Annotated in this window: 25 protein-coding genes, 1 other RNA gene and 1 pseudogene; 18 read left to right on the top strand and 9 right to left on the bottom strand. The window is 67.1% G+C overall.

The window, feature by feature from the left end:
* Positions 1-24: 24 nt before the first annotated feature.
* Positions 25-639 carry an ATPase gene (locus tag Q0897_RS06895; protein WP_299308469.1) on the bottom strand — a complete coding sequence of 205 codons (615 nt, stop codon included), beginning with the start codon at positions 637-639 and terminating at the stop codon, positions 25-27.
* 8 nt (positions 640-647) lie between these two features.
* The gene (locus tag Q0897_RS06900) at positions 648-1,988 is read right to left on the bottom strand and encodes a heavy-metal-associated domain-containing protein (RefSeq protein ID WP_299308471.1); all 1,341 of its coding nucleotides are present in this window, start codon (positions 1,986-1,988) and stop codon (positions 648-650) included.
* A 62-nt stretch (positions 1,989-2,050) separates the two neighbouring features.
* Here Q0897_RS06900 and purM point away from each other — a divergent pair, with 62 nt between their 5' ends.
* A complete protein-coding gene (gene purM, locus Q0897_RS06905; protein ID WP_299308473.1) occupies positions 2,051-3,193 on the top strand; it encodes a phosphoribosylformylglycinamidine cyclo-ligase in 1,143 nt (380 codons plus the stop codon).
* 7 nt (positions 3,194-3,200) lie between these two features.
* Here purM and Q0897_RS06910 read toward each other — a convergent pair whose 3' ends face one another.
* Positions 3,201-4,280 (bottom strand): AI-2E family transporter, encoded by a 1,080-nt coding sequence (locus tag Q0897_RS06910; protein ID WP_299308475.1) that lies wholly within the window; start codon positions 4,278-4,280, stop codon positions 3,201-3,203.
* A 167-nt stretch (positions 4,281-4,447) separates the two neighbouring features.
* Here Q0897_RS06910 and purN point away from each other — a divergent pair.
* Together purN and Q0897_RS06920 are read left to right on the top strand one after the other, a co-directional pair.
* Positions 4,448-5,026: pseudogene (gene purN, locus Q0897_RS06915) on the top strand (phosphoribosylglycinamide formyltransferase); the annotation flags it as partial.
* Positions 5,027-5,052: 26 nt separating this feature from the next.
* Positions 5,053-6,270, top strand: coding sequence for a sulfotransferase (locus Q0897_RS06920; RefSeq protein ID WP_299308479.1), 1,218 nt, complete (start codon positions 5,053-5,055; stop codon positions 6,268-6,270).
* A gap of 60 nt (positions 6,271-6,330) precedes the next feature.
* On the opposite strand, the gene ndk is transcribed toward Q0897_RS06920, so the two are convergent.
* The 3 genes from ndk to Q0897_RS06935 form a co-directional block, all read right to left on the bottom strand.
* Positions 6,331-6,753 carry a nucleoside-diphosphate kinase gene (gene ndk / locus Q0897_RS06925; protein WP_202082905.1) on the bottom strand — a complete coding sequence of 141 codons (423 nt, stop codon included), beginning with the start codon at positions 6,751-6,753 and terminating at the stop codon, positions 6,331-6,333.
* Between the two features lie 103 nt (positions 6,754-6,856).
* Positions 6,857-7,285 (bottom strand): DNA polymerase III subunit chi, encoded by a 429-nt coding sequence (locus Q0897_RS06930; RefSeq protein ID WP_299308480.1) that lies wholly within the window; start codon positions 7,283-7,285, stop codon positions 6,857-6,859.
* Positions 7,286-7,305: 20 nt separating this feature from the next.
* Positions 7,306-8,766 (bottom strand): leucyl aminopeptidase, encoded by a 1,461-nt coding sequence (locus tag Q0897_RS06935; protein ID WP_299308481.1) that lies wholly within the window; start codon positions 8,764-8,766, stop codon positions 7,306-7,308.
* A 122-nt stretch (positions 8,767-8,888) separates the two neighbouring features.
* Between Q0897_RS06935 and lptD the strand changes: the two genes are divergently transcribed.
* The 8 genes from lptD to Q0897_RS06975 all read left to right on the top strand — a co-directional run bounded on the left by lptD (position 8,889) and on the right by Q0897_RS06975 (position 18,646).
* Complete coding sequence (gene lptD / locus Q0897_RS06940) at positions 8,889-11,288, top strand: LPS assembly protein LptD (protein WP_299308483.1); 2,400 nt, start codon at positions 8,889-8,891, stop codon at positions 11,286-11,288.
* Between the two features lie 204 nt (positions 11,289-11,492).
* A complete protein-coding gene (locus Q0897_RS06945; protein ID WP_299308484.1) occupies positions 11,493-12,896 on the top strand; it encodes a peptidylprolyl isomerase in 1,404 nt (467 codons plus the stop codon).
* A gap of 21 nt (positions 12,897-12,917) precedes the next feature.
* Positions 12,918-13,913, top strand: coding sequence for a 4-hydroxythreonine-4-phosphate dehydrogenase PdxA (pdxA, locus tag Q0897_RS06950; protein WP_299308485.1), 996 nt, complete (start codon positions 12,918-12,920; stop codon positions 13,911-13,913).
* Positions 13,910-14,731 carry a 16S rRNA (adenine(1518)-N(6)/adenine(1519)-N(6))-dimethyltransferase RsmA gene (gene rsmA, locus Q0897_RS06955; protein ID WP_299308486.1) on the top strand — a complete coding sequence of 274 codons (822 nt, stop codon included), beginning with the start codon at positions 13,910-13,912 and terminating at the stop codon, positions 14,729-14,731. Before pdxA ends, rsmA begins: the two co-directional genes overlap by 4 nt.
* An 87-nt stretch (positions 14,732-14,818) precedes the next feature.
* Positions 14,819-16,036, top strand: a complete 1,218-nt coding sequence (locus Q0897_RS06960; protein ID WP_299308488.1) for a hydrolase — start codon at positions 14,819-14,821, stop codon at positions 16,034-16,036.
* Positions 16,033-17,046, top strand: coding sequence for an arginine N-succinyltransferase (locus Q0897_RS06965; protein WP_299308489.1), 1,014 nt, complete (start codon positions 16,033-16,035; stop codon positions 17,044-17,046). The genes Q0897_RS06960 and Q0897_RS06965 overlap by 4 nt, the downstream gene beginning before the upstream one ends.
* Positions 17,043-18,296 (top strand): N-succinylarginine dihydrolase, encoded by a 1,254-nt coding sequence (locus tag Q0897_RS06970; RefSeq protein ID WP_299308490.1) that lies wholly within the window; start codon positions 17,043-17,045, stop codon positions 18,294-18,296. Before Q0897_RS06965 ends, Q0897_RS06970 begins: the two co-directional genes overlap by 4 nt.
* 137 nt (positions 18,297-18,433) lie before the next feature.
* On the top strand, positions 18,434-18,646 hold the full coding sequence (locus tag Q0897_RS06975) for a hypothetical protein (protein ID WP_299308491.1): 213 nt from the start codon (positions 18,434-18,436) through the stop codon (positions 18,644-18,646).
* Positions 18,647-18,682: 36 nt separating this feature from the next.
* Here the strand turns inward: Q0897_RS06975 and ssrA are convergent.
* Positions 18,683-19,028: a transfer-messenger RNA gene (gene ssrA / locus Q0897_RS06980) on the bottom strand.
* A 7-nt stretch (positions 19,029-19,035) separates the two neighbouring features.
* Positions 19,036-19,563 carry a large conductance mechanosensitive channel protein MscL gene (mscL, locus tag Q0897_RS06985; protein WP_299308492.1) on the bottom strand — a complete coding sequence of 176 codons (528 nt, stop codon included), beginning with the start codon at positions 19,561-19,563 and terminating at the stop codon, positions 19,036-19,038.
* 126 nt (positions 19,564-19,689) lie between these two features.
* Here mscL and Q0897_RS06990 point away from each other — a divergent pair, with 126 nt between their 5' ends.
* Genes Q0897_RS06990 through Q0897_RS07005 form a run of 4 tightly spaced genes read left to right on the top strand, consistent with a single transcriptional unit; the run spans position 19,690 to position 22,473 of the window.
* Positions 19,690-20,364 carry a LemA family protein gene (locus tag Q0897_RS06990; protein WP_299308493.1) on the top strand — a complete coding sequence of 225 codons (675 nt, stop codon included), beginning with the start codon at positions 19,690-19,692 and terminating at the stop codon, positions 20,362-20,364.
* 32 nt (positions 20,365-20,396) lie between these two features.
* The gene (locus Q0897_RS06995; protein ID WP_299308495.1) at positions 20,397-21,245 is read left to right on the top strand and encodes a YgcG family protein; all 849 of its coding nucleotides are present in this window, start codon (positions 20,397-20,399) and stop codon (positions 21,243-21,245) included.
* Positions 21,239-21,919 (top strand): TPM domain-containing protein, encoded by a 681-nt coding sequence (locus tag Q0897_RS07000; protein WP_299308497.1) that lies wholly within the window; start codon positions 21,239-21,241, stop codon positions 21,917-21,919. Before Q0897_RS06995 ends, Q0897_RS07000 begins: the two co-directional genes overlap by 7 nt.
* The gene (locus Q0897_RS07005; protein WP_299308498.1) at positions 21,916-22,473 is read left to right on the top strand and encodes an NUDIX hydrolase; all 558 of its coding nucleotides are present in this window, start codon (positions 21,916-21,918) and stop codon (positions 22,471-22,473) included. Before Q0897_RS07000 ends, Q0897_RS07005 begins: the two co-directional genes overlap by 4 nt.
* Before the next feature lie 13 nt (positions 22,474-22,486).
* Here Q0897_RS07005 and Q0897_RS07010 read toward each other — a convergent pair whose 3' ends face one another.
* A complete protein-coding gene (locus Q0897_RS07010) occupies positions 22,487-23,425 on the bottom strand; it encodes an ABC transporter ATP-binding protein (RefSeq protein WP_299308499.1) in 939 nt (312 codons plus the stop codon).
* 119 nt (positions 23,426-23,544) lie between these two features.
* Here Q0897_RS07010 and Q0897_RS07015 point away from each other — a divergent pair, with 119 nt between their 5' ends.
* The 3 genes from Q0897_RS07015 to Q0897_RS07025 all read left to right on the top strand — a co-directional run bounded on the left by Q0897_RS07015 (position 23,545) and on the right by Q0897_RS07025 (position 25,853).
* Positions 23,545-23,790 (top strand): zinc-finger domain-containing protein, encoded by a 246-nt coding sequence (locus Q0897_RS07015; RefSeq protein ID WP_239804985.1) that lies wholly within the window; start codon positions 23,545-23,547, stop codon positions 23,788-23,790.
* A 78-nt stretch (positions 23,791-23,868) separates the two neighbouring features.
* A complete protein-coding gene (gene tldD / locus Q0897_RS07020; protein WP_299308501.1) occupies positions 23,869-25,293 on the top strand; it encodes a metalloprotease TldD in 1,425 nt (474 codons plus the stop codon).
* A 5-nt stretch (positions 25,294-25,298) separates the two neighbouring features.
* On the top strand, positions 25,299-25,853 hold the full coding sequence (locus tag Q0897_RS07025) for a DUF924 family protein (protein ID WP_299308502.1): 555 nt from the start codon (positions 25,299-25,301) through the stop codon (positions 25,851-25,853).
* Positions 25,854-25,889 lie beyond the last annotated feature (36 nt).

Consider the following 25,889-nt stretch of genomic DNA (forward strand, 5'->3'; position numbering starts at 1 on the left):
CCGCGCAGGCTGGCAAGCGCGGGGCTATTTCGGCCTGTCCTGCACCGGCCCGCGCGGTCGGGCCAATGCCTCCCGCCAGATGGCCAGCGTGGCGGAACTCTTGCGTTCGAGGCTGATACGATCGATCCGCGCGACCAGTTCCTCGACACCCGCAAAGCTGCGGGTGCAGCGCGGAACCAGATAGGTGGTGGCCCCTTCGCCGAGGACAAGCCCCCTTTGCCGGGCATGCGCCTCGATCAGCGCGGCCAGCATCGCATCGTCCGGCTCCCCGATGGCGAGATTGAGCGCCGGGGAAAGCCTGCTGCGCAGATCGGGCAGGCGCACCGGCCATACGTCGGGCACCGGGCGCCCGATGATCAGCAACGGGACATTGCCCGCCTGCGCCCGGTTCCAGGCGTGGAATATCTCCGCCTCGTCCGCGTCCTCGGCATCGTCGATGGCGTGCCCCTGCCCCGATTCCATGAACCAGCGCGCGATCAGCGACCGCCCCGACCGCCGCGGCCCCGACAGCAATGCGGTGCGAAACGGCCAGTTCGCCGCGTCCTGACATGCGCGCAGAACGGGCTCGTTCGCATTGCCGACGACGATACGCTGCTCACCGTCGCCGGCGGCCAGCGGGAGGGGAATCTGACGGGCCAAGCGCGTGCCTACCGGCTGATCGAGAGCGCACCCGACCCTTGCGTCACGCGCCATCCCCGTGCCGAAAGCGACGCGGCGAGATCGGACAGATCGCCGGCATAGCCGACCCGCACGACCGATGTCCCGCCGATCGCCGTCGATCCGACCGTGGCCGATTGCACGCCCGGAACGCTGCGGATGGCCGACAGGGCGCCGTCGAATGCGGCCGGATCGGGCGTGGCGACCTGCACGGTGTAATTCGCGATCGCCGGCGTGCTGGGCGCAGGTTGCGGGCTGCTCGTGCCCTCGCCAGCGGAGGATCCGGCGGACGGCGAGGGCTGCGGTGCTTGCGACGGCGACGGTGCGGAGGGTGCGGCGGCCTGGCGCAGGTCGCGGGCGAGCGCCTCGAGCACGGCGGGGTCGAGGGCCTGCTCCTGCATGTCGAGCGTATCGTCGACGCCGAGCCGCCCGGCCGCAAGCGCATTGGCATAGATCCGGTCGAGCCGCTGCGTCGCGCGTGCCAGCATGACCGGCAACGCCTCTTCGCTTTCCGCCGTCATGGTGAAGCTGCCGAGATAGTCGTTCTCCGGTCCGAAGCGCGCGGTGAACGTGCCCTTCACCGGGCCGCCGGGATATTGCCGTTCGAGCCGCGCGACCGGGAACACGACGCTGCTCGCCCCGAATTCGTCGAGCACGACCCGCCACCAGCTGCGGCTGCGCCGGCCCATCTGCCCCGCATTGAGAATAAGCGATTCGTAGCCCGATCCACTCGGCCGGACATAATCGATCGGGCTTTGCGCGGTACGGAACTCGGCCCACGCCCGCTGCCATGGCGTACGCGTTTCGTACAGGGACGCCACACCGCCGGAGAATGTGACCGGCACGACCAGCATCGGCGCCGACCGCGCCTGCGCGCCGCCGACCGACCCCAGGATTTCGCCCGCACGCGCCCGGTCGAAGATCACGCCGAGCCGCGCGACATAGCGGCGCGGGCCGATGCGCTCTTCCTCCACCACCACGGCGGAGACCATCGACGCGATTCGCGAATCGGGGAGTTCGGGCGCCTCTGCCCCGCCGTTGGAGCGGGCGTAGAGCACACCCCACGCCTTGCGCTGCGCCTCGCGCCAGCCGTTCTGACGCGCGTCGGTCGCGTTTTTACCCGTGGTGTTGACGGTAATCCCGCCGATCTCGAAATCGCCGGTGCTGGCGATGGGCGGAATGCCGCGGTCGCCTTCGACCTGCGCGATGGCGCGCCACCCGATCAGGGCGAGCAGAACCACGCCCGCCACGACGAGCAAGAGCCGCCAGCCACGCAACGCACGCGTGCCAAGACCGGAAAATGCGGGGGTGGGGGCGGGAAAGGACAACATTTCGCGCCTCTTTGCCCAATGATGCGTGGAAATCCAAGCGCGAAAGCATTACCGGCGCAAACATGACCGACGAACCCAACGCCGCCCGCCCCGATGCCGCCCGCCCCGATGGCGCGCACGGCACGAACGAATCCTACAGCTATGCCAAGGCCGGCGTTTCCATCGCCGCGGGCAATGCGCTGGTCAAGGCGATCGGCCCGCTCGCGAAATCGACGGCGCGGCCCGGCGCGACATCGGAACTCGGCGGGTTCGGCGGGTTCTTCGACCCGAAGGCGGCGGGATATTCCGATCCCCTGCTCGTCGCGGCGAACGACGGCGTGGGCACCAAGGTAAAGCTCGCCATCGACCATGACCGGCACGACCATATCGGCATCGATCTCGTCGCCATGTGCGTCAACGATCTGATCGTGCAGGGGGCCGAGCCGCTGTTCTTCCTCGATTATTTCGCGACCGGAAAGCTGGAGAACGATGTCGCGGTGCGAGTCGTCGCCGGCATCGCGGAGGGGTGCAAACAGGCGGGCTGCGCGCTTATCGGCGGGGAAACGGCGGAAATGCCGGGCATGTACGGGCCGGGCGATTACGATCTTGCGGGGTTCTGCGTCGGTGCGGTGGAACGCGGCGAACAGCTGACCGGGGACCGGGTCGCGGCGGGCGACGTGCTGCTCGGCCTTGCCTCGTCGGGTGTGCATTCCAACGGCTATTCGCTGGTCCGCCGGCTCGCCGCCGACAAGGGGTGGAAGCTCGACCGCCCGGCCCTCTTCGATCAGGATGTCCTGCTCATCGACGCGCTCATCGCGCCGACGCGGATTTATGTGAAGAGCCTGCTTGGTCCCGTGCGCGCCGGGCGCATCCATGCGCTGGCGCATATCACGGGCGGGGGCCTGCTCGAAAACGTGCCGCGCGTCCTGCCCGAAGGGTTGCACGCGCGCATCGACGCCGACAGCTGGCCGCAGACGCGGTTGATGGCGTTTCTTCAGGCGCAGGGCAATATCGAGCCCGAGGAGATGGCGCGCACCTTCAACTGCGGCATCGGCATGGTGCTGTCGGTGGCGGCGGACGAGGTGGAAAGCCTGACCGCCGACCTGAAGGCGGCGGGCGAAACCGTGCATCGCATCGGCGAGATCGTCGAGGGCCAGCGCGGTTGCACCGTGTCGGGCACGCACTGGGCCGCACGGGAGCCGTGGAGCGCCGTTCACGAGGCATGAGCCGCGCCTATTGCGGCTCGTCCTCGTCGACCTCCTGCGGAATCGCCTCGATTCCTTCCTCGCCGAGCGTATCGCGCAGGTAGATCTCGCGTATGCCGACAAACGCCACGACCAGCATCGCCGCGGAAAAGAACAGCCCGTAGATCCCGAACACCGCCCCCACGCCGAGGATCACGAACAGCGTCAGCGCCGGCGGGATCGACACGACCGACCGCGTGACGAAGGGGGTGATGAGGTTCGTCTGTATCATCCGCACGGCGAAATAGACGACGAAGACGAGGCCGATCATCTGCCCCCCTTCGGGCGCGGCGAGCGCGAGCGTCGGCACCATCGCGGCCAGTGGCCCCACATAGGGCACGAATTCGGACAATCCGGCGAGCAGGCCGAGCATCGCCCACCCCTCGACCCCGATCAGCCACAGCCCGCCCGCCACCAGCAGCCCCATCGACGCCATGCACAGCAATTGCGCGACGAGCCACAGCCGGAGCGCAAGGGCGATCTCCTCGATCACGATGCCGACTTTTTCGCGCGCGCCGGGCGGCGTCATCACCACCAGCCCGCGCTTGTACACATCGGGGCTCGCAGCAAAGAACAGCGCGCCCACCAGCACGATGATGGAATTGAGGAAGATCTCCACGACGCCAAAGCTCAGGCTGCCGAGCAATTCGCGAAACGCGGCCCCGTCGATCGCATCGCGCACCGCCGCCACCGCCGTCAGGCCGAGCGGCGTATCGTCGACATTGTCGGCAAGTTCGGCGAGGGCAGCGGGCAGTTCGGTGCCGAGATTGCGGATCTGATACCCGAATTGCGAGGCGAACAGCCAGATAATCAGCCCCACCACCGACAGCACAAGCAGGATGCCAAGGATGAGTGAGGCGCCCTCCCCCCGGATCCCCATGCGCCGGAATAGCCGGGCCGCGGCATGGAACACCACCGCGCCCAGCACCGAGCCGAAAACGAGGATGAGCAGGCTCGCCGCGCGCCACACGATGAGCAACGCCGCGCTGATCACCACGAGCCACGCGATCTTGCGCAGGAAGGGCAAGTCCTCGGGCCGGGGGGCGAATGGCGTGCGGATCATCGGCATGTGCAGTTCCGCCCCCGCGATTGCATGGCGGCGCGGGCATGCAGCATATTGCCGCGCGGCGCCGCTGCGCATAGGTGTAGGCGTCTGATGATGATGATCCCTCGCTCTGCCGCGCGGCCGCTTCGCATGCGCCCGTCCTCCTATCCCATGCCCGTCCTCCCCCCGCAATGACAACCGTCACAAACGGGGGGCGAGCGCGTATCGGCGTGCTCATTTCGGGCAGCGGCACGAACATGGCGGCGCTGCTCTATGCCTCGCGCGCTGCGGATTGCCCGTTCGAGATCGCGGTCGTCGGGTCGAACCGTGCCGAGGCGCCTGGGCTCGCGCTCGCCGCGGGCGAGGGGATCGATACCTTTGCCATTCCGCATGGCGGCATGACGCGCGCCGACCACGATGCGGCCATGAATGAACGGCTGCGCGGCGCCGGGTGCGATTATGTCGCGCTCGCCGGATATATGCGGATATTGAGCGCGGATTTCGTGGCCGGATGGGCCGGGCGCATGGTGAACATCCATCCCTCGCTCCTGCCGGCGTACAAGGGGCTCGACACCCATGCCCGCGCGATTGCCGCCGGCGATTCGCATGGCGGGTGCTCCGTCCATCTGGTGACGCCGGAGCTCGACGACGGGCCGGTGCTGGGCCAGACGCGGGTCGCGATTTTGCCGGGTGACGATGCGGGGTCGCTGGCCGCGCGCGTGCTTATTGCGGAGCATCAGCTCTACGCGCGTTGTCTCGCCGCGTTGGTACAGGCGGATCGCGCGCGGGCCGGGCGATGAGCGACATGCGCGATGCGCGCGATCCGCTGGCGCGCGGACGGCTGGCCGACCGGGCGAGCGATGCGCTGGCGGCGGCGTGGCGGCGCGGCTGGCTGCCCTATCCCACGCTCGACCCGGACGCGCTGTGGGCGAAGGCGCGGCGCGGGTTTCCGGCCGATTGCGAGAATTTCGGGCGCAGCGCCGCCGACGTCGCCGATTTTGCCGAGCGTGTGCGCCGCCTGACCACCGCGCTGGAGGAGGAGGCCCGGCTCAATCCGCTGGGCCGGGCGATGGCGCATGGGCAGATCGTGCGGATCATGCGGCAGCATCTCGCACTGGGACGGCTGTGGCGGGACAGGCCGGAGATGGCGCGCACACCCATGGCGCCGCCGATCATCGTGGTGGGGCAGATGCGGTCGGGTACGACGCGTCTGCACCGCCTGCTCGCCGCCGATCCGGCGCTTTCGGCGACCCGGTTCTGCGACAGCTGGTCGCCGGTGCCGCAGACGCCCGACCTGCGCCCGGTGATGGGCGGGTTCATGCTGTGGGTCGCGCGGCGGCTCGACCCGTGGATCGACTCGCTGCACCCCTTCGGCGCGGCGCGGGTGGACGAGGAGCTGGGCTGGCTCACCACCGCATTGCTGCACCCCGCGCTCGAAGCGCAATGGCGCATTCCGTCCTTTTCGGCATGGAGCGAGGCACGCGATCCCGCCCCGTGCTACCGCGAATTTGCCCGCATCCTCGCCAGTGATGCGGCGCACCGCGGCAATGCGGATCGCCCGCGGGTGTTGAAGGTCCCGCAATTCAGCGAAGACCTCGCCGCCGTCATGGCGACATTTCCCGATGCCCGCATCGTCACGATCGACCGCGCCCGCCGCGACGTCACGGCAAGCGCGGCCTCCCTCGTCGCGAACCAGATGATCGTGCAGTCGGACCATGTCGACCCGGCGTGGATCGGCGCGGAATGGACGCGCAAGGTCGCGCTGCGCGAGGCGCGGATGGAGGCGGCGTTAGAGCATTGGGACGGCCCGCTGGTGCGCCTGTCCTTTGCCGAGTTCGATGCCGATTGGCGCGCGGCGATCGGGCGGTGTTACGATGGCCTGGACCTGCCCCTTTCGGCGGGGGCAGAGGCGGCGATGGCCGCCCGCATGAAACGCGCGCGCCATTCGCCGCACCGGCGGCACCGCTACGACCCGGCGGATTTCGGCCTGCCGCGCGCGGGCACGGCACGCTGAACCGAAAAAGGCCGCCCCGGTGACGGAGCGGCCTTTCAATCGTTCAAACCGCGCGGGCGATCAGCCGACGATTTCGTTCTCGTCAAAGAAGAACGCGATTTCGGTCTTCGCGTTTTCTTCGCTGTCCGAACCATGGACCGAATTGGCTTCGATCGATTCGGCGTAGGCCTTGCGGATCGTGCCTTCGTCCGCGTCGGCGGGGTTGGTCGCGCCCATGACGTCACGGTTGCGCTTCACCGCGTCCTCGCCTTCGAGCACCTGGACCACGACCGGGCCGCTGATCATGAAATCGACCAGCTCGCCATAGAACGGGCGTTCCTTGTGCACGGCGTAGAAGCCCTCGGCCTGTTCCTTCGTCATCTGGATACGCTTCGACGCGACGACGCGCAGGCCGGCATCCTCCAGCATTTTCGTGACGGCGCCGGTCAGGTTGCGGCGGGTGGCGTCGGGCTTGATGATCGAAAAGGTGCGCGTGGCAGCCATGGGTATATCCTTTTGCAGAATCGAAATGAAATTACGCGAATGGGTTGCGCGCGCCCCTAGCGGGGAGCGGCGCCACGGGCAAGTGCGCAGGGCAAAACGGGCCTCACCCCATTTCGCGCCAGCCGCCCTCCTCCTGTTTCCAGTAGTGCCGCTCGACCCCTTGGCGGGATTTGAGCGAACGCCAGGTTTCGCGCGCCGCGTCGATCGCGCTTTCGTCGAAGAAGAGCATCGCGCGCTCGAACCCGTCGGCCTCCCGCCATTGTCCATCGGCGAATCCGACGATTCGCGCGCCATTGGCCGGATCGACCCGGTCGGAAAGGAGCAACGGTTGCCGCGCATCCGCCGCGCCGCCCGCCTCCCCATGGGCGAGAAAGCCGGGCGCATTCCAAAGCGCTTGTGACACCGCGTCGCGCTGCTCCGCATGGCCGCTCACGATCAGCATGCGCAGATCGCGGGCCAATGCCTTGGGCGCGATTTCGGCGATGGCCTGCGGGGCGGGATCGCGGGTCAGATGGTAGAAATCGACGCGCATGTCCCGCCCCTTCCGGTCGTTCAGCCTTCCGCCGTGTCGCGCACGAACCGGTCAATGAGCCGCACGGCGAACCCGGTCGCGCCCTTGTCCCAGGTCGCGCCGGCCTTGTCCGCCCACACCATGCCGGCGATGTCGATATGCGCCCAGGGGGTGTCGTTCTCGATAAAGCGTTGCAGGAATTGCGCCGCGGTTATGGAGCCTGCCCCGCGCGGGCCGACATTGCGGATGTCGGCGATCGGCGAATCGATCAGCCTGTCATACGCATCGTTCACCGGCAGGCGCCAGATCTTGTCGCCCACGGCCTGCCCCGCCGCGGTCAGCTCGCCCGCCAGCGCGTCGTCATTGCTGAACAATCCGGCGTGTTCGTTGCCCAGCGTGATGATGATCGCCCCGGTCAGCGTGGCGAGATCGACGATACGCGAAGGCTTGAACGTCTGCTGCGTCCAGGTGAGCGAATCGCTGAGCACGAGGCGCCCTTCGGCGTCGGTATTGATGACCTCTACCGTCTGCCCGCTCATCGTGGTGACGACGTCGCTCGGCCGCTGCGCATTGCCGTCGGGCATGTTCTCGGCAAGGCCGCAGATGCCGACGACATTGGCCTTCGCCTTGCGCCCCGCCACGGCCAGCATCGCGCCCGCGACCGCGCCGGCGCCGCCCATGTCCCACTTCATGTCTTCCATGCCGGCGCCGGGCTTGATCGAAATGCCGCCCGAATCGAAGGTTACGCCCTTGCCGACGAACGCGATGGGCGCCTCGTCGCCACCACCCTTCCAGTGCATGGCGATGATGCGCGGCGGGCGGGCCGAACCCTGCCCCACGCCGAGGATGGCGCCCATGCCCATGCGCTTCATGTCTTCATCGGTGAGCACGGTGATCTCGACGCCCGTGCCCTCGAACCGTTCGCGGCAGCGTTCGACGAAGCTTTCGGGATAGATGATGTTCGCAGGTTCGGTGACCAGCTCGCGCGTGAATTCGACACCGGCGGCGACGGCGGCGGCATCGTCGTTCCATGCCGCCTCGGTCCCGTCGGGCGCGTTTACGGCGACGATCTCGGTCAGCGAAACCTTCTGCTCGTCCTTCATCTTCGTGCGGTATTTGTCCCAGCGGAACGCGCGGAGCCGTGCGCCCGTCAGCACCGCCGCCGCATCCTGCGCACCCAGCGAGCCGGTGCCGAAATCGATGGCCAGCATGCTCTCACCGGAGGTCAGATATTTCGCGACCAGCGCCGCGCCCGCCTTTTCGAGGGCGGCTTGGCGGTCGTTCGCATCGGGCTTGCCCGCGCCGGCCAGCACGGTGCGGCGGGTCTTGCCGCCGGCCTCGCCGAACCCTTCGAAGACCTGCCCCGCCTTGCCGGTAAAGCGACTGATGCCGGCGCCGTCCTTCAACGATGCGGGCAGGTCGCCCGGCAAGGAATCGGTATCGACGATATAGGCGACGGTGCGCGCATCATTGGGGATGGCGCTTTCGAAACGGGTTTTCATGGCAGCTCCTGCGGGCTTTATGTTCTGTTCTGGTCGCGGCCCGGCGCCCATGCCGTTTGCATATGCGCGGGGCCGCGTGATCGTGGATTGCAGTTAAGGATCGTCGGTGCGATAGGCAAGCCATGCCGCCCCGCGCCGACCCTGTGACGACACCGTTTGACCGCACTGCCGCCCCGGACCGATCGCCGGTTCGGGCATCCCCTTGCGCGCGCCACTGGCTGACTGCGGCGTCGCTGGGCGCGATGGCGGTGTGCGCGGCACCGGCATTGGCACAGGCCACCGGCCCCGATGCGCCCCAATTCTGGGACGAAGGCGACCCCGACAACCAGCCGGAAATCGACGAGAATCGCCCCGATGGCGCCGCGCCCGGCGACGACCGCTGGTACGTCCCCGCGTTCGAGCTGGACGAACCGGCCGACGGCACGGTGGGTTTCGCCGCCGACGAACTGCAATACGATACCGAGCAGCAGATCGTCACCGCCAGCGGCAATGTCCTGCTCCGCCGGGGGCGCCAGGAAGTGCGCGCCGATACGGTGGAATGGAACCGGGCGAGCGGGGCGATCGTCGCTGCCGGCAATGTGCGGTCGGTCGACGATGGCGGCAATGTCCTTTACACCGACCGCATCGCCCTGACCGAGGAATTGCGGGCGGGTGCGCTTGAAAACCTGCTCATCGTGCTGGGCGAAGGGGGGCGGCTGGCCGCGCGGTCGGGCACCCGCGCCGACGATGGCAGCATCACGCTCGATTCCACGAATTACACCGCCTGCGCGATCGAGACGGGCGATGGATGCCCCAAACGACCGAGCTGGCGCATCACGGCGCGGCAGGTGCATTACGATCCCGCCACGCAGAAGATCGATTTCGACGGCGCACGGCTCGTCCTGTTCGACACTGTGGCGCTCCCGCTGCCGACGCTGTCCATCCTCGCGGCGGACCGCGCCGTGTCCGGCATCACCAGCCCGAACCTGCGCTTTACCCAATCGAACGGGGTGCAGGTTTCCGCCGCCTATTACATGCGCATCGCCCCCAATCGCGAGCTGACGCTGGGCGCGAACGTCTATTCCGATGTGCTCCCGATGGTGTCGGCCCGCTATCGCGCCCTGACCGAAAAGGGCGCGTATCAGGTCACCGGATACGCGACGAGCAGTTCGCGCGTGCCGGTCGGCAACAACCCCACCCGCACGGAGCAGGAATCGTTTCGCGGCTATCTCGACGGGAACGGGCGCTACAACCTGAACGAGCATCTCTCGGTCACGGGTTCGGTGCGCGTCACGACCGACCGCACGTTCCTGCGCCGCTATGACATCAGCCGGGACGACCGGCTCCGCTCGACCGTATCGCTGCGCCGGATCGACGACGACAGCTTTTTCGAATTCACCGGCTGGGGTGCGCAGACGCTGCGCTTCGGCGACGATCAGGGGCAGGTCCCCTTCGCGCTCCCGCTCATCGATTATCGCCGCCGGGTGGACGATCCGCTGCTGGGCGGGCGCATCATGCTGCAGGCGAACTCGCTCGCGCTCGTCCGCACCGACGGGCAGGATACGCAGCGCGCCTTTGCCGGCGCGACGTGGAGCCGGCACGCGGTCACCCCCTGGGGACAGCAGGTGACGGCGACGGCCTTGCTGCGCGGCGATGTCTATCATTCGGATGAGAACGACCGCAGCACGATCCTGCAATATCGCGGCGATCCGGGCTGGCACGGGCGCGGGATCGCGCTCGGTGCGGTGGACGTGAAATGGCCGCTCACCGGCGGGCTGTTCGGCGGGCAGCAGGTGCTGACCCCGCGGGTGCAGCTCGTCGCGGCGCCGCAATTTCGCAACCGCGTCATCCCGAACGAGGATTCGCGCGCGATCGACCTTGAGGATTCCAATCTCTTCGCGCTCAACCGCTTTCCCGGCTATGACCGGGTGGAGGACGGGACGCGCTTCACCTACGGACTCGACTGGCGCTGGACCCGGCCGGACTGGCGCGCGCTGGCGACGATCGGGCAAAGCTATCGCATCACGCGCGACGATACGCTGCTTCCCGACGGCACGGGGCTGGTCAATCGCACCTCCGACGTGGTCGGGCGCGCCGAATTGCGGTTCCGCGATTTCGTCAAGGCGGCCTATCGCTTTCGCATCGACAAGGACAATCTCGCCTTTCGCCGCAACGAATGGGATCTCACCGTCGGCACGCGCGAAACCTATGCGGAAATCGGCTATCTCAAGCTCGATCGCAACATCCCCGTCGTGCTGGAGGATTTGCAGGACCGTGAGGAATTGCGCCTCGCCGGGCGCTATGCCTTCGCGAGCTATTGGTCGGTGTTCGGATCGACCGTCATCAACCTCACCGATCAGGCGATCAATCCGCAATTCGCCTCCGACGGGTTCGAGGCGTTGCGCACGCGGCTCGGCGTTGCCTATGACGATGAGTGCCTGCAATTCGCGGTCACATGGCGCTACGACAATTTCGAATCGGGCGACGTACAGCGCGGCAGCACGTTCCTGTTCGATTTCGCGCTCCGCAATCTCGGCCTGTGACCATCGACCTTCGATGATGGGCGCGCGATGACGGGCGATATATGCCGCGGGCCTGTTCACTCCGGGTGAAAGCGGCTATCGCCCGGCGGCAGGGGCGGTTCACTCATGCGCCGTTCACCGCCGGCGCGGCAAATGACGGCAGATAGGGGCCGGCCCATGGGGCGGCGAAACGACAGAATGGACATGATGAGCAACAGTTCTTCCTTGCCGAAAAAAACCGGGGCGATGGGCGTTGGCCTGCGCGCCTTTTCCCGCACCGCTTGCGCGCTGGGCGCGATGGCGCTCACGGTGACGCCGGTGCTGTCGCAGGTTGCCTCCGATGCGGCGCAGGCCGCCAATCGCGAGGATCCCGGCGCGACGCAACCGCTCGACATTCCCGCACAGCCGCAGGTTTTCACCAGCGGCGACACGGGCGGCGGGTTCCGCGGCGCGACCGCGATCGTCAATGGCGACATCATCACCGGCACCGATATCGACCACCGGCTCGCCATCGTGCTGGCCGCGAATGAAACGGAGCTTTCGCCCGAAGACCGGCAACGCCTGCGCGCGCAGATTCAGACGAACCTGATCGACGAAACGCTGCAGATTCAGGAAGCGACCGCGTCCGAGGTCCCGGTCTCCGACGCCGAGGTGGAGGCGACCTACAACCGCGTGTCGCAGCAGAATTTCAACCTGACCCCGGCGGAGCTGGATGCCTATCTGGAATCCATCGGCTCCTCGCCCCGTTCGATGAAGCAGCAGATCCGCGGCGAACTCGCGTGGCAGCGCCTGCTGCGCCGCAATATCGCGCCTTTCATCAACGTGTCGGAAGAAGAGGTCCAGGAACGGCTCGACCGGCTCGAGGCGGACAAGGGGACCGAGGAATATCGCGTCGGCGAAATTTTCCTTTCGGCAACCAGCGAAAACGCCGCCGCCGTCGAACAGCGCGCGCAGCAGGTGATGCAGCAGATTCAGCAGGGCGGCAGTTTCGTCGCCTATGCCCGGCAATATTCGGAGGCCTCGACCGCGGCGGTCGGCGGCGATCTCGGCTGGGTCCGGCTCGGCACGCTGCCGCCCGAACTCGCCCGCACCGCAGCACAGATGCAGCAGGGGCAGCTCGTCGGGCCGATCCCGCTCACCGGTGGCTATTCCATCCTCTATCTCATCGACAAGCGCCAGGTGCTCGTCTCCGATCCGAAGGATGCGCTGCTCTCGCTGAAGCAGATTTCGATCGCCTTCCCCGCCGGCATTTCGCAGGACGAAGCGGCGGCGCGGGCCGAACGTTTTTCCGAAGGGGTGCAGAATCTCGGCGGTTGCGGCGGCGTCAATGCCGCGGCGGCACAGCTGGGCGCAGAGGTCGTGTCGAATGACAATGTCCGCGTGCGCGATCTTCCCGCCCCGTTGCAGGATACGATGATGACCCTGCCGCCGGGCGGCGTGACGCAGCCCTTCGGTTCGGTCGAGGAAGGCGTGCGCGTGCTGATGCTGTGCGGGCGGAGCGAGCCGACCGCCGCGTCCGGCCCCGATTTCGATCAGCTCATGTCGCAGATCGAGGACGAGCGCATCAACAAGCGGGCGCAGATCTACCTGCGCGACCTGCGCCGCGATGCCGTCATCGAATATAATTGATCCGCGCACGTGACGCCGCGCATGCGCCCCTTGGTGGCCTCCGTCGGCGATCCGGCGGGCGTGGGGCCGCAATTGCTCGCGCAGGCATTTTGCGACCGCGCGGCGCAGGGTCTCCCGCCCTTCGCCATCGTCGGTAGCGCGCAATTGATGCGCGGCGTCGCGGCGCATCACGGGCTGGCGGTCGACATCGCACCCATCGCCAGCCTGTCCGACATGGACGCGGCGGGCGATGCGATGCCGGTGCTGGACCTCGGCGCCATCCCCTACCGCCCCGGCCACCCGGACCGCGATGGCGCAAGCCTCGCCCTCGCCGCGTTGGGGGAGGCCGCGCGGCTGGCCGTCACGGGCGAGGCATCGGCGCTGATCACCGGGCCGATCGCGAAGGCAGCGTTGCAGGACGTCGGTTTCGCCCATCCCGGACAGACCGAATTCGTCGCCGAGGCCTGCGGCGTACCGGCCGAAGACGCGGTGATGATGCTGGCCGGGCCGTCGCTGCGCGTGGTGCCGCTGACCGTGCATGTCCCGCTTTCCGAGGTGCCGGGGCGGCTGAGCGCGGCGCTGATCGAGAAGCGGATCGCCATTGCCGCCGCCGCGCTCACCCGCGATTTCGGCATTGCCGCCCCGCGCATCGCGGTCGCCGGGCTCAACCCCCATGCCGGGGAGAACGGGCGCATGGGCGACGAGGAAGCGCGCATTATCGCCCCCGCCATTGCCGCGCTGCGCGATGCGGGAATGGCCATCACCGGCCCGCATCCGGGCGATGCGATGTTCCACGCCGCCGCACGCGCAGGCTATGATCTCGCCGCGTGCATGTATCACGACCAGGCGCTGATCCCGCTCAAGGTGCTCGATTTCGATGCCGGGGTGAATGTCACGCTGGGCCTTCCGATCGTGCGCACCTCGCCCGACCACGGCACGGCCTTCGGCATCGCGGGCACCGATGCGGCCCACGCCGGCCCAACCATCGCCGCGATCCGCATGGCCCACGAATGCGCCCTTCGCCGGCTGGCCGCGTGACGCAAACCCTTCCGCCCATCCGCGAAACGATCGCGCGGCACGGTTTGTCGGCGAGCAAGGCGCTGGGTCAGAATTTCCTGCTCGACGAACAATTGCTCGACCGTATCGCGGCGATACCGGAAGATCTTGCCGGGCGCGACGTGCTGGAAATCGGGCCGGGGCCCGGCGGGCTGACGCGCGCGTTGTTGCGGGCGGGCGCGCAGGTCACGGCGATCGAGATGGACCGCCGCTGCCTCCCCGCGCTTGCCGAGTTGCAGGATGCGTTTCCCGGACAACTCCGCGTGATCGAGGGCGATGCCATGGCCATCGACCCGGCGACGCTCTTTCCCGGTCCCTATGCGATCTTGTCGAACCTGCCCTATAATGTCGGCACGGCGCTGTTCACGGGCTGGATGGGGCAGGAGGAGTGGCCGCCACAATGGACCTCGCTCACCCTGATGTTTCAGCAGGAAGTGGCGCAGCGTATCGTCGCCGAACCGGGCACGGGTGCCTATGGCCGGTTGTCGGTGCTGGCCGGGTGGAGGGCGCGCGCGAAAATCGCGATGAAGGTGCACCGGAGCGCGTTTACCCCGCCGCCCAAGGTGATGAGCGCGATCGTCCACGTGACCCCCGCCGATGCGCCGCCGGGCGTGTCCATGCGCGTCCTCGCCCGCGTGACGGAGGCGGCCTTCGGCCAGCGGCGCAAGATGCTGCGCCAAAGCCTGAAGGGTGTGCCGGGCGCTTTGGCAGCGCTCGACACGCTTGCCATCGATGCGCAGCGGCGCGCCGAAACGCTCACCATCGCGGAATTCACCGCGATCGCGCGCGCGCTGTCGTGATGCACGCCATCCGCCCCTGATCCGGGCACGCGCCTGATTCAACCGCACTGGCCAATTCGCTCCGCGCGGCTTAGGAGTTGGTCGCATATGAAAGCAGCATCACTCAATCCGACCGAAGCCGCGCTTCTGGACACCATCGACGCCTCCGCCATGCTGGACCGCACATTGGCGTGGAGCCGGATCAACACCGGCACCGCCAATCTGGACGGCCTCGCGCACCAGGCGGACCTTCTCGCCGAGGCGTTTTCCCAATTGCCCGGCGAAGTCACGATGATCGAACCCGACCCCGTCACCGCCATCGCCCCCGACGGCCGTGAGGAAGAGGTGCAGCGCGGGCGCCACATGGTCCTCTCCGTCCGGCCCGATGCGGCGCGGCGCGTCCTCCTCACCGGACACATGGACACGGTGTTTCCCGCCGATTCCGCGTTTCAGGATATTGCCGAACTGGAACCCGGCGTGCTCAACGGTCCCGGCCTCGCCGACATGAAGGGCGGGCTGTGCGTGATACTGGAAGCCTTGAAGGCGTTCGAAAGCAGCGCCGATGCGGGCCGGCTCGGCTATGACGTGATGATCAATTCGGACGAGGAAACGGGAAGCGCGGGGAGTGCCGCGCTCATCGACCGGCTCGCCCGGGGCAAGCACGCGGCGCTGACCTATGAACCGGCGACGCTTCCCGATGGCACGCTCGCGGGCGCGCGCGGCGGGTCCGGCAATTACAGCGTGACCGTCACCGGCAAGTCCGCCCATGCGGGCCGCAACCCCGGCGACGGGCGCAATGCCATCGTGGCGGCGGCGGAACTGGCCGTGCGGCTGAAGGAATTGCAGAACGCCGACATTCCCATCAATCCGGCGCGGATCGACGGCGGCGGGGCCAATAATGTGGTGCCCGACCTTGCCATATTGCGTTTCAACATCCGGCCCAAGAGCCACGCTGCGGCGGAAAGCTTTACCCGCGCGCTCGACGGGATGATCGCGAATATCGCGCGTGCGCACGGCGTCACCATGCAATTGCACGGCGGCATTTCGCGCCCGCCCAAGCCGGTCGACGAAGGGGCGGAAAAACTTTTCGCCCTGGTGCAGCGCACCGGCCGCGACCTTGGCCAGAAATTCGGCCGGAAGGATACAGGCGGCGTGTGCGACGGCAATAATATCGCGGCCTGCGGCGTGCCGGTGGTGGACACGATGGGCGTGCGCGGCGGCTCCATCCATTCGGCGGACGAATTCATGATCGTCGATTCGCTGGCGGAGCGTGCGGGTTTGTCGGCGCTGGTCCTGCACCGCATCGCCGCGGGGGAACTGGCATGAGCTATCTCATCCGGCCCGCGCGCACCGACGATCTGGAGCATCTCTATGAAATGGCGAAGCTGACGGGCGGCGGGTTCACCAACCTGCCGCCGCATCGCGACGCATTGATGAAGAAGCTGTCCCGTTCGGCGGAGGCGACGGGCCGCGCGGCGACGGGCGTCGGCGACGATCTGTTCGTCATGGTGCTGGAGGATAGCGAGGACAACGCGGTGCGCGGCACCTGCCAGATTTTCAGCAGCATCGGCGGCGATCTCCCCTTCTATTCCTACCGCATCACGAGCCAGACGCAGCACAGCCGCGAGCTCGACCGGACCTTCCGCAACGAGACGCTGCAACTCGTCACCGATCTCGAAGGGGCGAGCGAGGTCGGCGGGCTGTTCCTCCATCCCAATGCGCGCGCGGGCGGGCTGGGCATGTTGCTGGCGCGCAGCCGGTACCTGTTCATTGCCATGCACCGTGACCGGTTCGGGGAACGCCTGCTCGCCGAATTGCGCGGTATCGTCGGGGCGCAGGGCAATTCCCCGTTCTGGGACGGGGTCGCCGGGCGGTTCTTCGGCATGAGCTTTCGCGAGGCGGACGAGTTCAATGCGGTGCACGGCAACCAGTTCATCGCCGACCTGTTTCCCCGCCATCCCATCTATGTCTCGATGATTTCGGACAGCGCGCGCGAGGCGATCGGCGTGCCGCACGAAACCGGGCGCCCGGCGATGCGCATGCTCGAAAACGAGGGGTTCGCGGCGGAAGGCTATGTCGACATCTTCGACGGCGGGCCGACCATGACGGCGCGCACGGATAATGTCCGCACGATCGCGGACGCACACGCCGCCCCCCTGCTCGACGCCGATGGCGCGGACGGGGAACGCGCGCTGATCGCGACGGGAAGGCTTGGCGATTTTCGGTGCTGCTATGGCCATCGCAAGGTGGAGGAGGACGGCGTCGCCATCGATGCGGAGGCGAAGCGCCTGCTGAACGTGACAACCGGCGACGAAATCTGGAGCGTGGCGCGATGAGCATTCGGGAGATCAATTTCGACGGCATCGTCGGCCCCTCGCACAATTATGCGGGGCTGAGCCTCGGCAATCTGGCCGCGACCCGGCACAAGGGCGATGTCTCGCACCCGCGCGCCGCCGCGTTGCAGGGCGTGGCGAAAATGCGGCACAACATGGCGCTGGGCCTGGCGCAGGGGTTTTTCCTGCCCCTGCCCCGCCCCAACCGTGCGTTTCCCGCCGCGATGGGGGTTACGGAGGGGCGCGATTTCGACCCGGCGCTGCTCGCCTCCGCATGGTCGGCGTCGTCCATGTGGACCGCCAATGCCGCAACGGTTTCGCCCGCGCCCGATACCGCGGACGGACGCTGTCACCTGACCGTCGCCAATCTCGTCACCATGGCGCATCGCTCGATCGAATGGCCCGACACCTTGCGGCAATTGCGGCTTGCCTTTGCCGACGATCATTTCGCGGTGCATGGGCCGGTGCCCGCCACCTATGGCGACGAGGGCGCGGCCAATCACATGCGGATGGGCACCGGCCATGCCGATCGCGCGCTCGAAATCTTCGTCTATGGGCGTCAGGGTGGCCGCTTTCCCGCGCGGCAGCATGAACAGGCGAGCCACGCCGTCGCCCGATTGCACGGCCTTTCCCCCGAACGCACCTTGTTCGTCGAACAGGCGCCCGAGGCGATCGAGGCCGGCGCGTTCCACAACGATGTCGTCGCGGTGGCCAATGAAACCGTGCTGTTCGCGCATGAACAGGCCTTCGCCGATCCCGAAGGCACCTATGACGCGATCCGCGCCATCCTGCCGGCCGCGCAATTCGTCATCGTCCCCGCCAGCGCCGTCAGCCTCGAAAAGGCGGTGGCGAGCTATCTCTTTAACGCGCAGCTCGTCACGCTTCCCGAAGGGGGCATGGCCTTGATCGTACCGCTCGAAACCTGGGAGGATCCGGAGGTGCGACAATGGCTCGACACGGTGCTGGCGGGCAATGGCCCGATCCGGCAGGTCTTGCCCGTGGACGTGCGCCAATCGATGGCCAATGGCGGCGGTCCGGCGTGCCTGCGCCTGCGCGTAGCGTGCGATCCCGCCCATGTCGATCCGCGCTTTCTGCTGAACGAGGAGAAGGCCGCGCGAATCGAATCGGTCATTGCCGAACACTGGCCTGAAACCATCGCGCCAGACCGGCTGGGCGATGATGCGCTGGCGCAAACCGTTGAAACGGCACGAAATGCGCTTCTGACCGCGCTCGATATCGAGGAGCTTGGTTAACAGCTTGTCAACGCCGGTGGGCCGCCTATCCTTTCGCATATTCTACGGCGAAAGGGTGATCGGGAATCGGCAAGCTACGGGACAGGCTGAGGAAAGTCGGCAGGCTTTTCGTCATCAAGACGCGGTTCGAGGCGTCGATGGTGATCTACGCCCTCGCGCTCGGCGCGGCGGAGCGTGGTTCGGCCTATCTCGTCGAATATCCCGGCTGGGGCGGACGGCTGCTGTTCCTCGCCTGCACGGGTTCGGTGTTCATGGCGGGGGTGAAGCTGTTCGATTGCCTCGCGCATGAGGCCGCGGCCCGGGCGGCGGAGGCCGACCAGGCGGACGAAAGCACGACGATGCAGGAATAAGGTGGGGGTTTCTGTTGCTAGCTACCCCCGGAGCCCCGGAATCCACTTCTGTTGCCCGGTGGGTCCAACCGCGCTTTAGCTTTGTAAATTCAGGCCGTTAGGCCGTCACATTACGCGGCGAGAGCGAGTGCTTCGTTATCGTTGGCACTTGTGTGTTTTGAACAGTTTTACGGGTTACTCAGCCCGGGCAAAAATAATGTCTTTCAACACACGTCGATCCTGGTTCGGCCCCGTCATGCACCCCATCGAAACGGGGTATATGGTGGAGCCGCCGGGTACTGCCCCCGGGTCCGCTGTGCCTATTGCACATCACAATTTATCGCCATAGCCGGTCGAAACCGGCACTTCCCCATATAGGGCATCGGCGCGCAATGTGAAGGGGAAGACGGTCAGGTGGCGTCGCGATTTTTCAACGCATCCCGAATTTCCTTGAGCACGTCGAGCTGCGAATCGGTGGGCGCCTTGTTCGTGTCGGAGGTCGAATCGGCGGCTTTCTTCTCCTCCTCGATCGCGTCGAGCGCGCGATTGACCGATTTCACGAGCAGGAACAGCGCCGCCGCGATCACCAGGAAATTGACCACCTGCGTCGCGAGATCGCCATAGCCGAGCATCGGCACGCCCGCTTCCTTGAGCGCGGCATAATTGTCGGGCGCGCCGCTATATCCTTCGGGGATCGGGCCGAGCCGCAGGAAATGGTTGGAAAAATCGATCGTCCCGAAAATCGCGCCGATGATCGGCATGATGATGCTCTCGGTAAGCGAGGTCACGATTTTGCCGAACGCCGCGCCGATCACGACGCCCACCGCGAGGTCGAGCACGTTGCCGCGCGCGATGAATTTCTTGAACTCGTTGAACACCGATGTCCCCCGTATGCCGGCGTTCCGCACGCCCGTCTGGTCGAAACGACCATGTGGCATGGCCCCGCGAGCCATGCAATCCGGGGCGAAAACCATTGCGTGCGCGCACAGCCGCCTTATATTGGCAATACACCTGCCGCGCCGGTTTTTCGGGCGGCGGATTTTATTGCAAGGAATCTTTCGTCAATGCCTGTTCTGCGCAGCTTTCGCATCGCCGTGGCCGGTCTTCTCGCGCTCGGCCTTTCCGCGTGCGGCATCAATTCCGTCCCCACGGCGGAGGAAAACGCCAAGGCGCGCTGGGCCGACGTGCAAAGCGCGTATCAGCGCCGCGCCGATCTCGTTCCCAATCTGGTCGCGACGGTCCGCGCCGCCGCGCAGTCGGAGACGCAGATCCTGACCAATGTAACGGAGGCGCGCGCCCGCGCGACCGGCATCACCGTCACGACCGACGACCTGTCCGACCCCGCGGAATTCCAACGGTTTCAACAGGCACAGAATCAGCTGACGCAGGCCTTGGGCCAGCTGCGCACGGTGGTCGAAAACTACCCCCAGCTGCAGAGCCAGGGCCGGTTCGCCGATCTGATGGTTTCGCTCGAAAGCAGCGAGAACCGCATCGACACCGCCCGCACGCGCTATAACGACGCGGTGCAGGAATATAACACCGAGATCCGCACTTTCCCCTCCGTCATCGGGGCGAAGATCATTCACGGCGCCGAACCGATGCAGGCGTTCACCGCCGAACCGTCGGCGCAGACGGCGCCCGATGTCGATTTCGGCAACATGGGCGCGCCCGGCATGGCACCCGGTGCCGCCCCCGCCAACGACAACAGCACGCAGGCGTCCGCAGCGGCGGCGAATTGACCGCCCGCCTTTCCTTGCCCGCGGGTTTGCCCATGCGGTTTGTTCTCGCCCTGCTGCTCGCCGTTGTGGCGATGGTTGCCGGACCCGCCGGGGCGCAGGATTATCCCGCCCGCCCCGATGGCCCGGTGCTGGACGCGGCGAATGTCCTCCCCACCGCGGAAGAGGCGGCGCTCGACCGGAGGCTGCGGCGTTACAACCGTGAAACCGGCAATGCGGTTATCGTCGCCACGGTGCAGAGCCTCGATGGCGAGGAACCCTTCGCCTATGCGCAGGGGCTGGCCGAGACATGGGGCATCGGCGGCGAGGAAACGGAGCAGGGCGTGCTGATGCTCGTCGCGCCGAACGAACGCGAGGTGTTCATCACCACATCGCGCGGGGTGCAGACGCGGCTGACCGATATTTCGACAGGGCGCATCGTGCGCAATGTCGTCCTTCCCGCCTTTCGCGAAGGGGACCTGCCCGGCGGGATCGCCGCGGGCGTCGACGCGATCATCGAACGGCTGAACATGGAGCCGGCGCAGGCCGAAGCCATCGCGGAGGCCGAGGCCGCCGCCGCGGCGCAGGAGGACGAGGTCGACGCGGGCACCATCGGCGGCGCGATTTTCTGGGTCGTGATGATCGTGGCCTTCATGTTCATGTTCGGGCGCGGCGGGGGTCGCGGGCGGCGCGGCCGGCGGCGGCGTTACGGCGCGGGCAATGCGGTCGCCGACGTGATCCTGTGGTCCGCCATCGGCAATGCGGTAGGCGGCGGCCATGATCGTGGCGGCGGCTTTGGCGGGGGCGGCTTCGGCGGCGGCGATGGCGGTTTTGGCGGCGGCTTCGGCGGTTTCGGCGGCGGGGGTGGCGGCTTTAACGGCGGCGGCGCCGGGGGCGGATGGTGAGCGCGATCCTTACCCCCGCCAACCACGATGCGATTTCGGCGGCGGTCAGCCGGGCGGAGGCACGCACCTCGGGCGAAATCGTGACCGTGCTCGCCGACCGCTCCGACGGTTACAGCGATATTGCCCTTGCCTGGGCGGCCTTGTTCGGCTTCGGCCTAATCGTGCTGGCGGGGTTGTTTCCCGCGCCTTTGCTGGCCCTGCTCGACATGGTGCAGGGGGGATGGGACACGCAATATGCCCCCGGCCCCGTGCTGGAGGCAGGGGCTGCGCTTGGCATCGTGGGCTTTCTCGGGCTGTGGCTCGCGCTGGGGTTCGACCGCCTGCGCTTTGCCACGGTGCCCGGTCGCGTGCGGACGCAGCGGGTGCACGAACGCGCCATCTCGATCTTCCGCGTCGGGGCCGAACGCCGCACCCACGGCCGCACCGGCGTGCTGATCTACCTCTCCATGCAGGAACACCGCGCCGAAATCCTCGCCGACGAGGCCATTGCCGCAAAGGTTTCCGATGACATCTGGGGCGAGGCGATGGCCGCGATGCTGATCCATCTGAAACGCGGGGACACGACGGCGGGCATGGTCGCCGCGATCGAGCGCGTGGGCGCGGTCCTGACCGAGCATCTGCCCGCCGACCACACCAATCCCAATGAAATTCCCGACAGGTTGATCGAGATATGAGCGTTCCCGACCACGACGCCCCCGAACGTATCGAGTGGCAGGGCGATTACGTCGTCGCCAAGACGCGCGGACGGTGGGAATATGTCACCCGCCCGCGCAACATGCGCGCCGCGGTGATCCTCGCCATTGACGCGGGCGACGTGATCCTGGTCGAACAATATCGCGTGCCGATGGGCCGGTTCAGCATCGAGATGCCCGCTGGCCTCGTCGGCGATTACGAAAGCGTCGCGGGCGAGGATACGCTATCCGCCGCCGGACGCGAGCTGATCGAGGAAACGGGCTATCGCGCCGCAGAACTCATCGACATCGGCGATTTCTATTCCAGCCCCGGCATGGTCAGCGAAAGCTTCACCATGGTGCTGGCCCGCGGCCTGACCCAGGTGGGCGAAGGCGGCGGCACCGACATGGAGAACATCACCGTCCACCGCGTGCCGCTTTCCGGGATCGAGGCTTTCCTCGATGAACAGCGCGCGCAGGGCAAGGGGATCGACGTGCGGTTGCTGATGCTGCTGTCGCCGGGTCTGCTCGCCCGGGCGCAGGAAATGGCGGGCTGAAACCCCGCGCCGCTTACCGGTCGCGGGTGAGGTTGACGAACACTTCCTCCAGATCGGCCTCGCGCGTGGTTACGTCGACGATGGCGCGGCCCTGATCCTGAAGGATGGAGAGCACTTCGCCCGCGGTCATCCGGTCCTTGTCATAGGTGATCGCCACCGAGCGTTCGCCGATCAGCTCCGACTTGTGAAACGCCGGATGCGTCGGCGCGGCGGTGATCGGGTTGTCGAGCACGACCTCCACCACTTTTTCCCGCGCGGTTTCGAGCAATTCTCGCGTCGAGGTATCGGCGATCAGCTGTCCATGGTTGATGATGGCGATGCGGTCGCAAAGCTGCTCCGCCTCTTCGAGATAATGCGTGGTCAGCACCACGGTCACGCCCTCGTCGTTCAATTGGGTGACAAGCTCCCACAATTGCCGGCGCAGATCGACATCGACGCCCGCCGTCGGTTCATCGAGGATGAGCACCGGCGGCGAATGCACCATCGCCTTCGCAATGAGGAGCCGGCGCTTCATCCCCCCCGACAGCGTGCGGGCATAGGCGTTCGCCTTGTCAGACAGATGCACGGCGGCGAGCAATTCGCGGCTGCGGCGTTCATCCTTGGGCACGGCGTAGAATCCGGCCTGATTCTCCAGCACCTCATACGGCGTGAAGAACGGGTCGAAGACGATTTCCTGCGGCACGATGCCGATCGCGCGCTTCGCATTGCGGCGCTGCGAATCGATGTCGAAGCCCCAGATCGACGCGCTCCCCGACGATTTGCCGACCAGCCCGGCAAGGATATTGATCAAGGTCGACTTGCCCGCGCCATTGGGGCCGAGCAGGCCGAAAATCCCGCCCTGCGGCACGTCGAAGCTGACATCGTTCAACGCAAGCTTGCCCTCCTCGCCCGGTCCGGCGGGGGCATAGCGTTTGGTGAGGTTGCGGATGGATATGGCGGCGGTATCGGTCACGCATCGCCTCATGCGCGCAAGTGCGCGGCGAGACAAGGGGGTCGATGCGGACAGTATCGGCAGACGCAGCGCGCAATCCATCTTGCCGCCGGGAAATTGCATTGCTAATCGCATGAACCATGATCCAGCCGCCCGAAACCGTCTATACCGACACGCGCCGCGTCAAATGCGACGGCGCGACCGATATCCGCACCGGCGCGGCGCTCGGCCATCCGCGCGTGTGGATGGAAATCGACGAGAAGGGCTATGTCGAATGCGGCTATTGCGATCGCCGCTTCGTGTTGAAGGGCGGCCCTGCGGAACGCGGGATCGACGAGCTGAGCGCAGGCGACCTTCCCGAACCGGGCGATGCCGCCGTCGCCTGACCGCCTGACGGACACCGCATGGCCGCATCCGTTCCGCCCTGTCTGGCGTAACGCCGCCTTGCCCCCTATATCGGCGGGATGACAGCAACCGATCCCCGCTCGTTCCTTTACAAACCCGGCCTGCTCGACCCCGATGGCGCGCAGATGCTCGCGCGCGAGACGTTGCGCGATTGCGACGATGGGGAGCTGTTCCTGCAATTCACCGCGTCGGAGGCGCTGGCCTTCGACGACGGGCGCCTGCGCACCGCCGATTATTCGCGGGAGGCCGGCTTTGGCCTGCGCGGCATATCGGGGGAAACGACCGGTTTCGCCCACGCGAACGAGATCAGCGTCGATGCGATTCGCCGCGCGGGCGAAACGCTGTCGCTGCTCGATGCCACGACGGGCCGCCCCGCCCCGCCGCCGATCGGCACCAACCGCCATCTCTACACCGATGAAAGCCCGCTCGACGGGATTGCGTTTGCGGACAAGGTGCGCCTGCTCGAAACCATCGATGCCGCGGCGCGTGCGCGCGATCCGCGCGTCTGCCAGGTGACCGCATCGCTCGCGGCGAGCTGGTCGGTGGTCGAGATCGTGCGCGCCGACGGCTTAGTGGCGAACGACATCCGCCCGCTCGTCCGGCTCAACGTCTCGATCGTGGCGGAACAGAACGGACGGCGCGAAACCGGCAGCTTCGGCATGGGCGGGCGCCGTCTCTACGACGATCTGTTCGAACCGGCGACATGGAACCGCGCCATCGACGAGGCGCTGCACCAGGCGCTGGTCAACATGGAAAGCGTGGCGGCGCCGGCGGGCAAATGCGCGGTGCTGCTCGGCCCCGGATGGCCGGGCGTGCTGCTGCACGAGGCGGTCGGGCATGGCCTCGAAGGGGATTTCAACCGCAAGGGCACGTCCGCCTTTTCCGGGCGCATCGGCGAGCGTGTCGCCGCCCCCGGCGTGACGGTGGTGGACGACGGGTCCATGCCGGGACGGCGCGGCTCGCTCACCATCGACGACGAGGGCACGCCCACGCGGGAAACCGTGCTGATCGAGGATGGCATATTGAAGGGCTACATTCACGACCGGCTCAATGCCCGGTTGATGGGTGTCGAACCGACCGGCAATGGCCGCCGGCAGAATTACGCCCACGCGCCCATGCCGCGCATGACCAACACCTTCATGAAGGGCGGCCATGACGATCCGGCCGCAATGCTGGCGGGGATGAAGGACGGGATTTATGCCAAAAGCTTCGGCGGCGGGCAGGTCGATATCGTGTCGGGCAAGTTCGTGTTCTCCTGCACCGAGGCGTACAAGGTGGAAAACGGCAAGCTTGGCGCGCCGATCAAGGGCGCGACGCTGATCGGCGACGGGCCGACCGTGCTGACCCAGGTCAAGGGCATCGGCAACGATCTCGCGCTCGACGAAGGGGTCGGCGTATGCGGCAAGGGCGGGCAGAGCGTACCCGCCGGCGTCGGACAGCCAACCTTGCTGGTCGAGGGGCTGACCGTGGGCGGCACGGGATAAGGCTGGTGGCGCTCGCACCCCGGCCCTGGGCGGCGGACATGCTGCATGTGTGGTTCGGCGTGCTGTCGCCGCGCGACTGGTTCGGGGGCGGCGACGGCGTCGATGCCCTGCTGCGGCGGCGCTTTGCCCGCGAATGGGCGATGTTGAGGGGGCAGCCGGCGCATGCGTTCCTGCACACGCCCGACATTGCGCGCGCGGCGATACTCCTGTTCGATCAGGTGCCGCGCAACCTGTTCCGCGACGATCCGCGCGCCTTTGCGACCGATCCGCTGGCCCGCGCGATTACCGATGGCATGCTGCGGCGCGGCTGGGACCGGGGGCTGACTACGGCGGGACGGCAATTCATCCTCATGCCGCTGATGCACAGCGAGGCCATCGCGGATCAACGCCGCTCCCTCCGCCTGTTCGCGCGGCTCGGGGATCGCGAGGTGCTGTCCTTCGCCCGCGCGCATTACCGCATGATCGCGCGCTTTGGCCGCTTTCCCCATCGCAATGACGTGCTGGGCCGGCAAAGCAGCGCGGCGGAACGGCGTGCCATCGCGGCGGGAAACGATTGGTAGGGGCTGCGCGTCATGAATGGTTAACACCGAATCGCG

The organism is uncultured Croceicoccus sp., from assembly GCF_947496385.1.
GTDB lineage: Bacteria > Pseudomonadota > Alphaproteobacteria > Sphingomonadales > Sphingomonadaceae > Croceicoccus.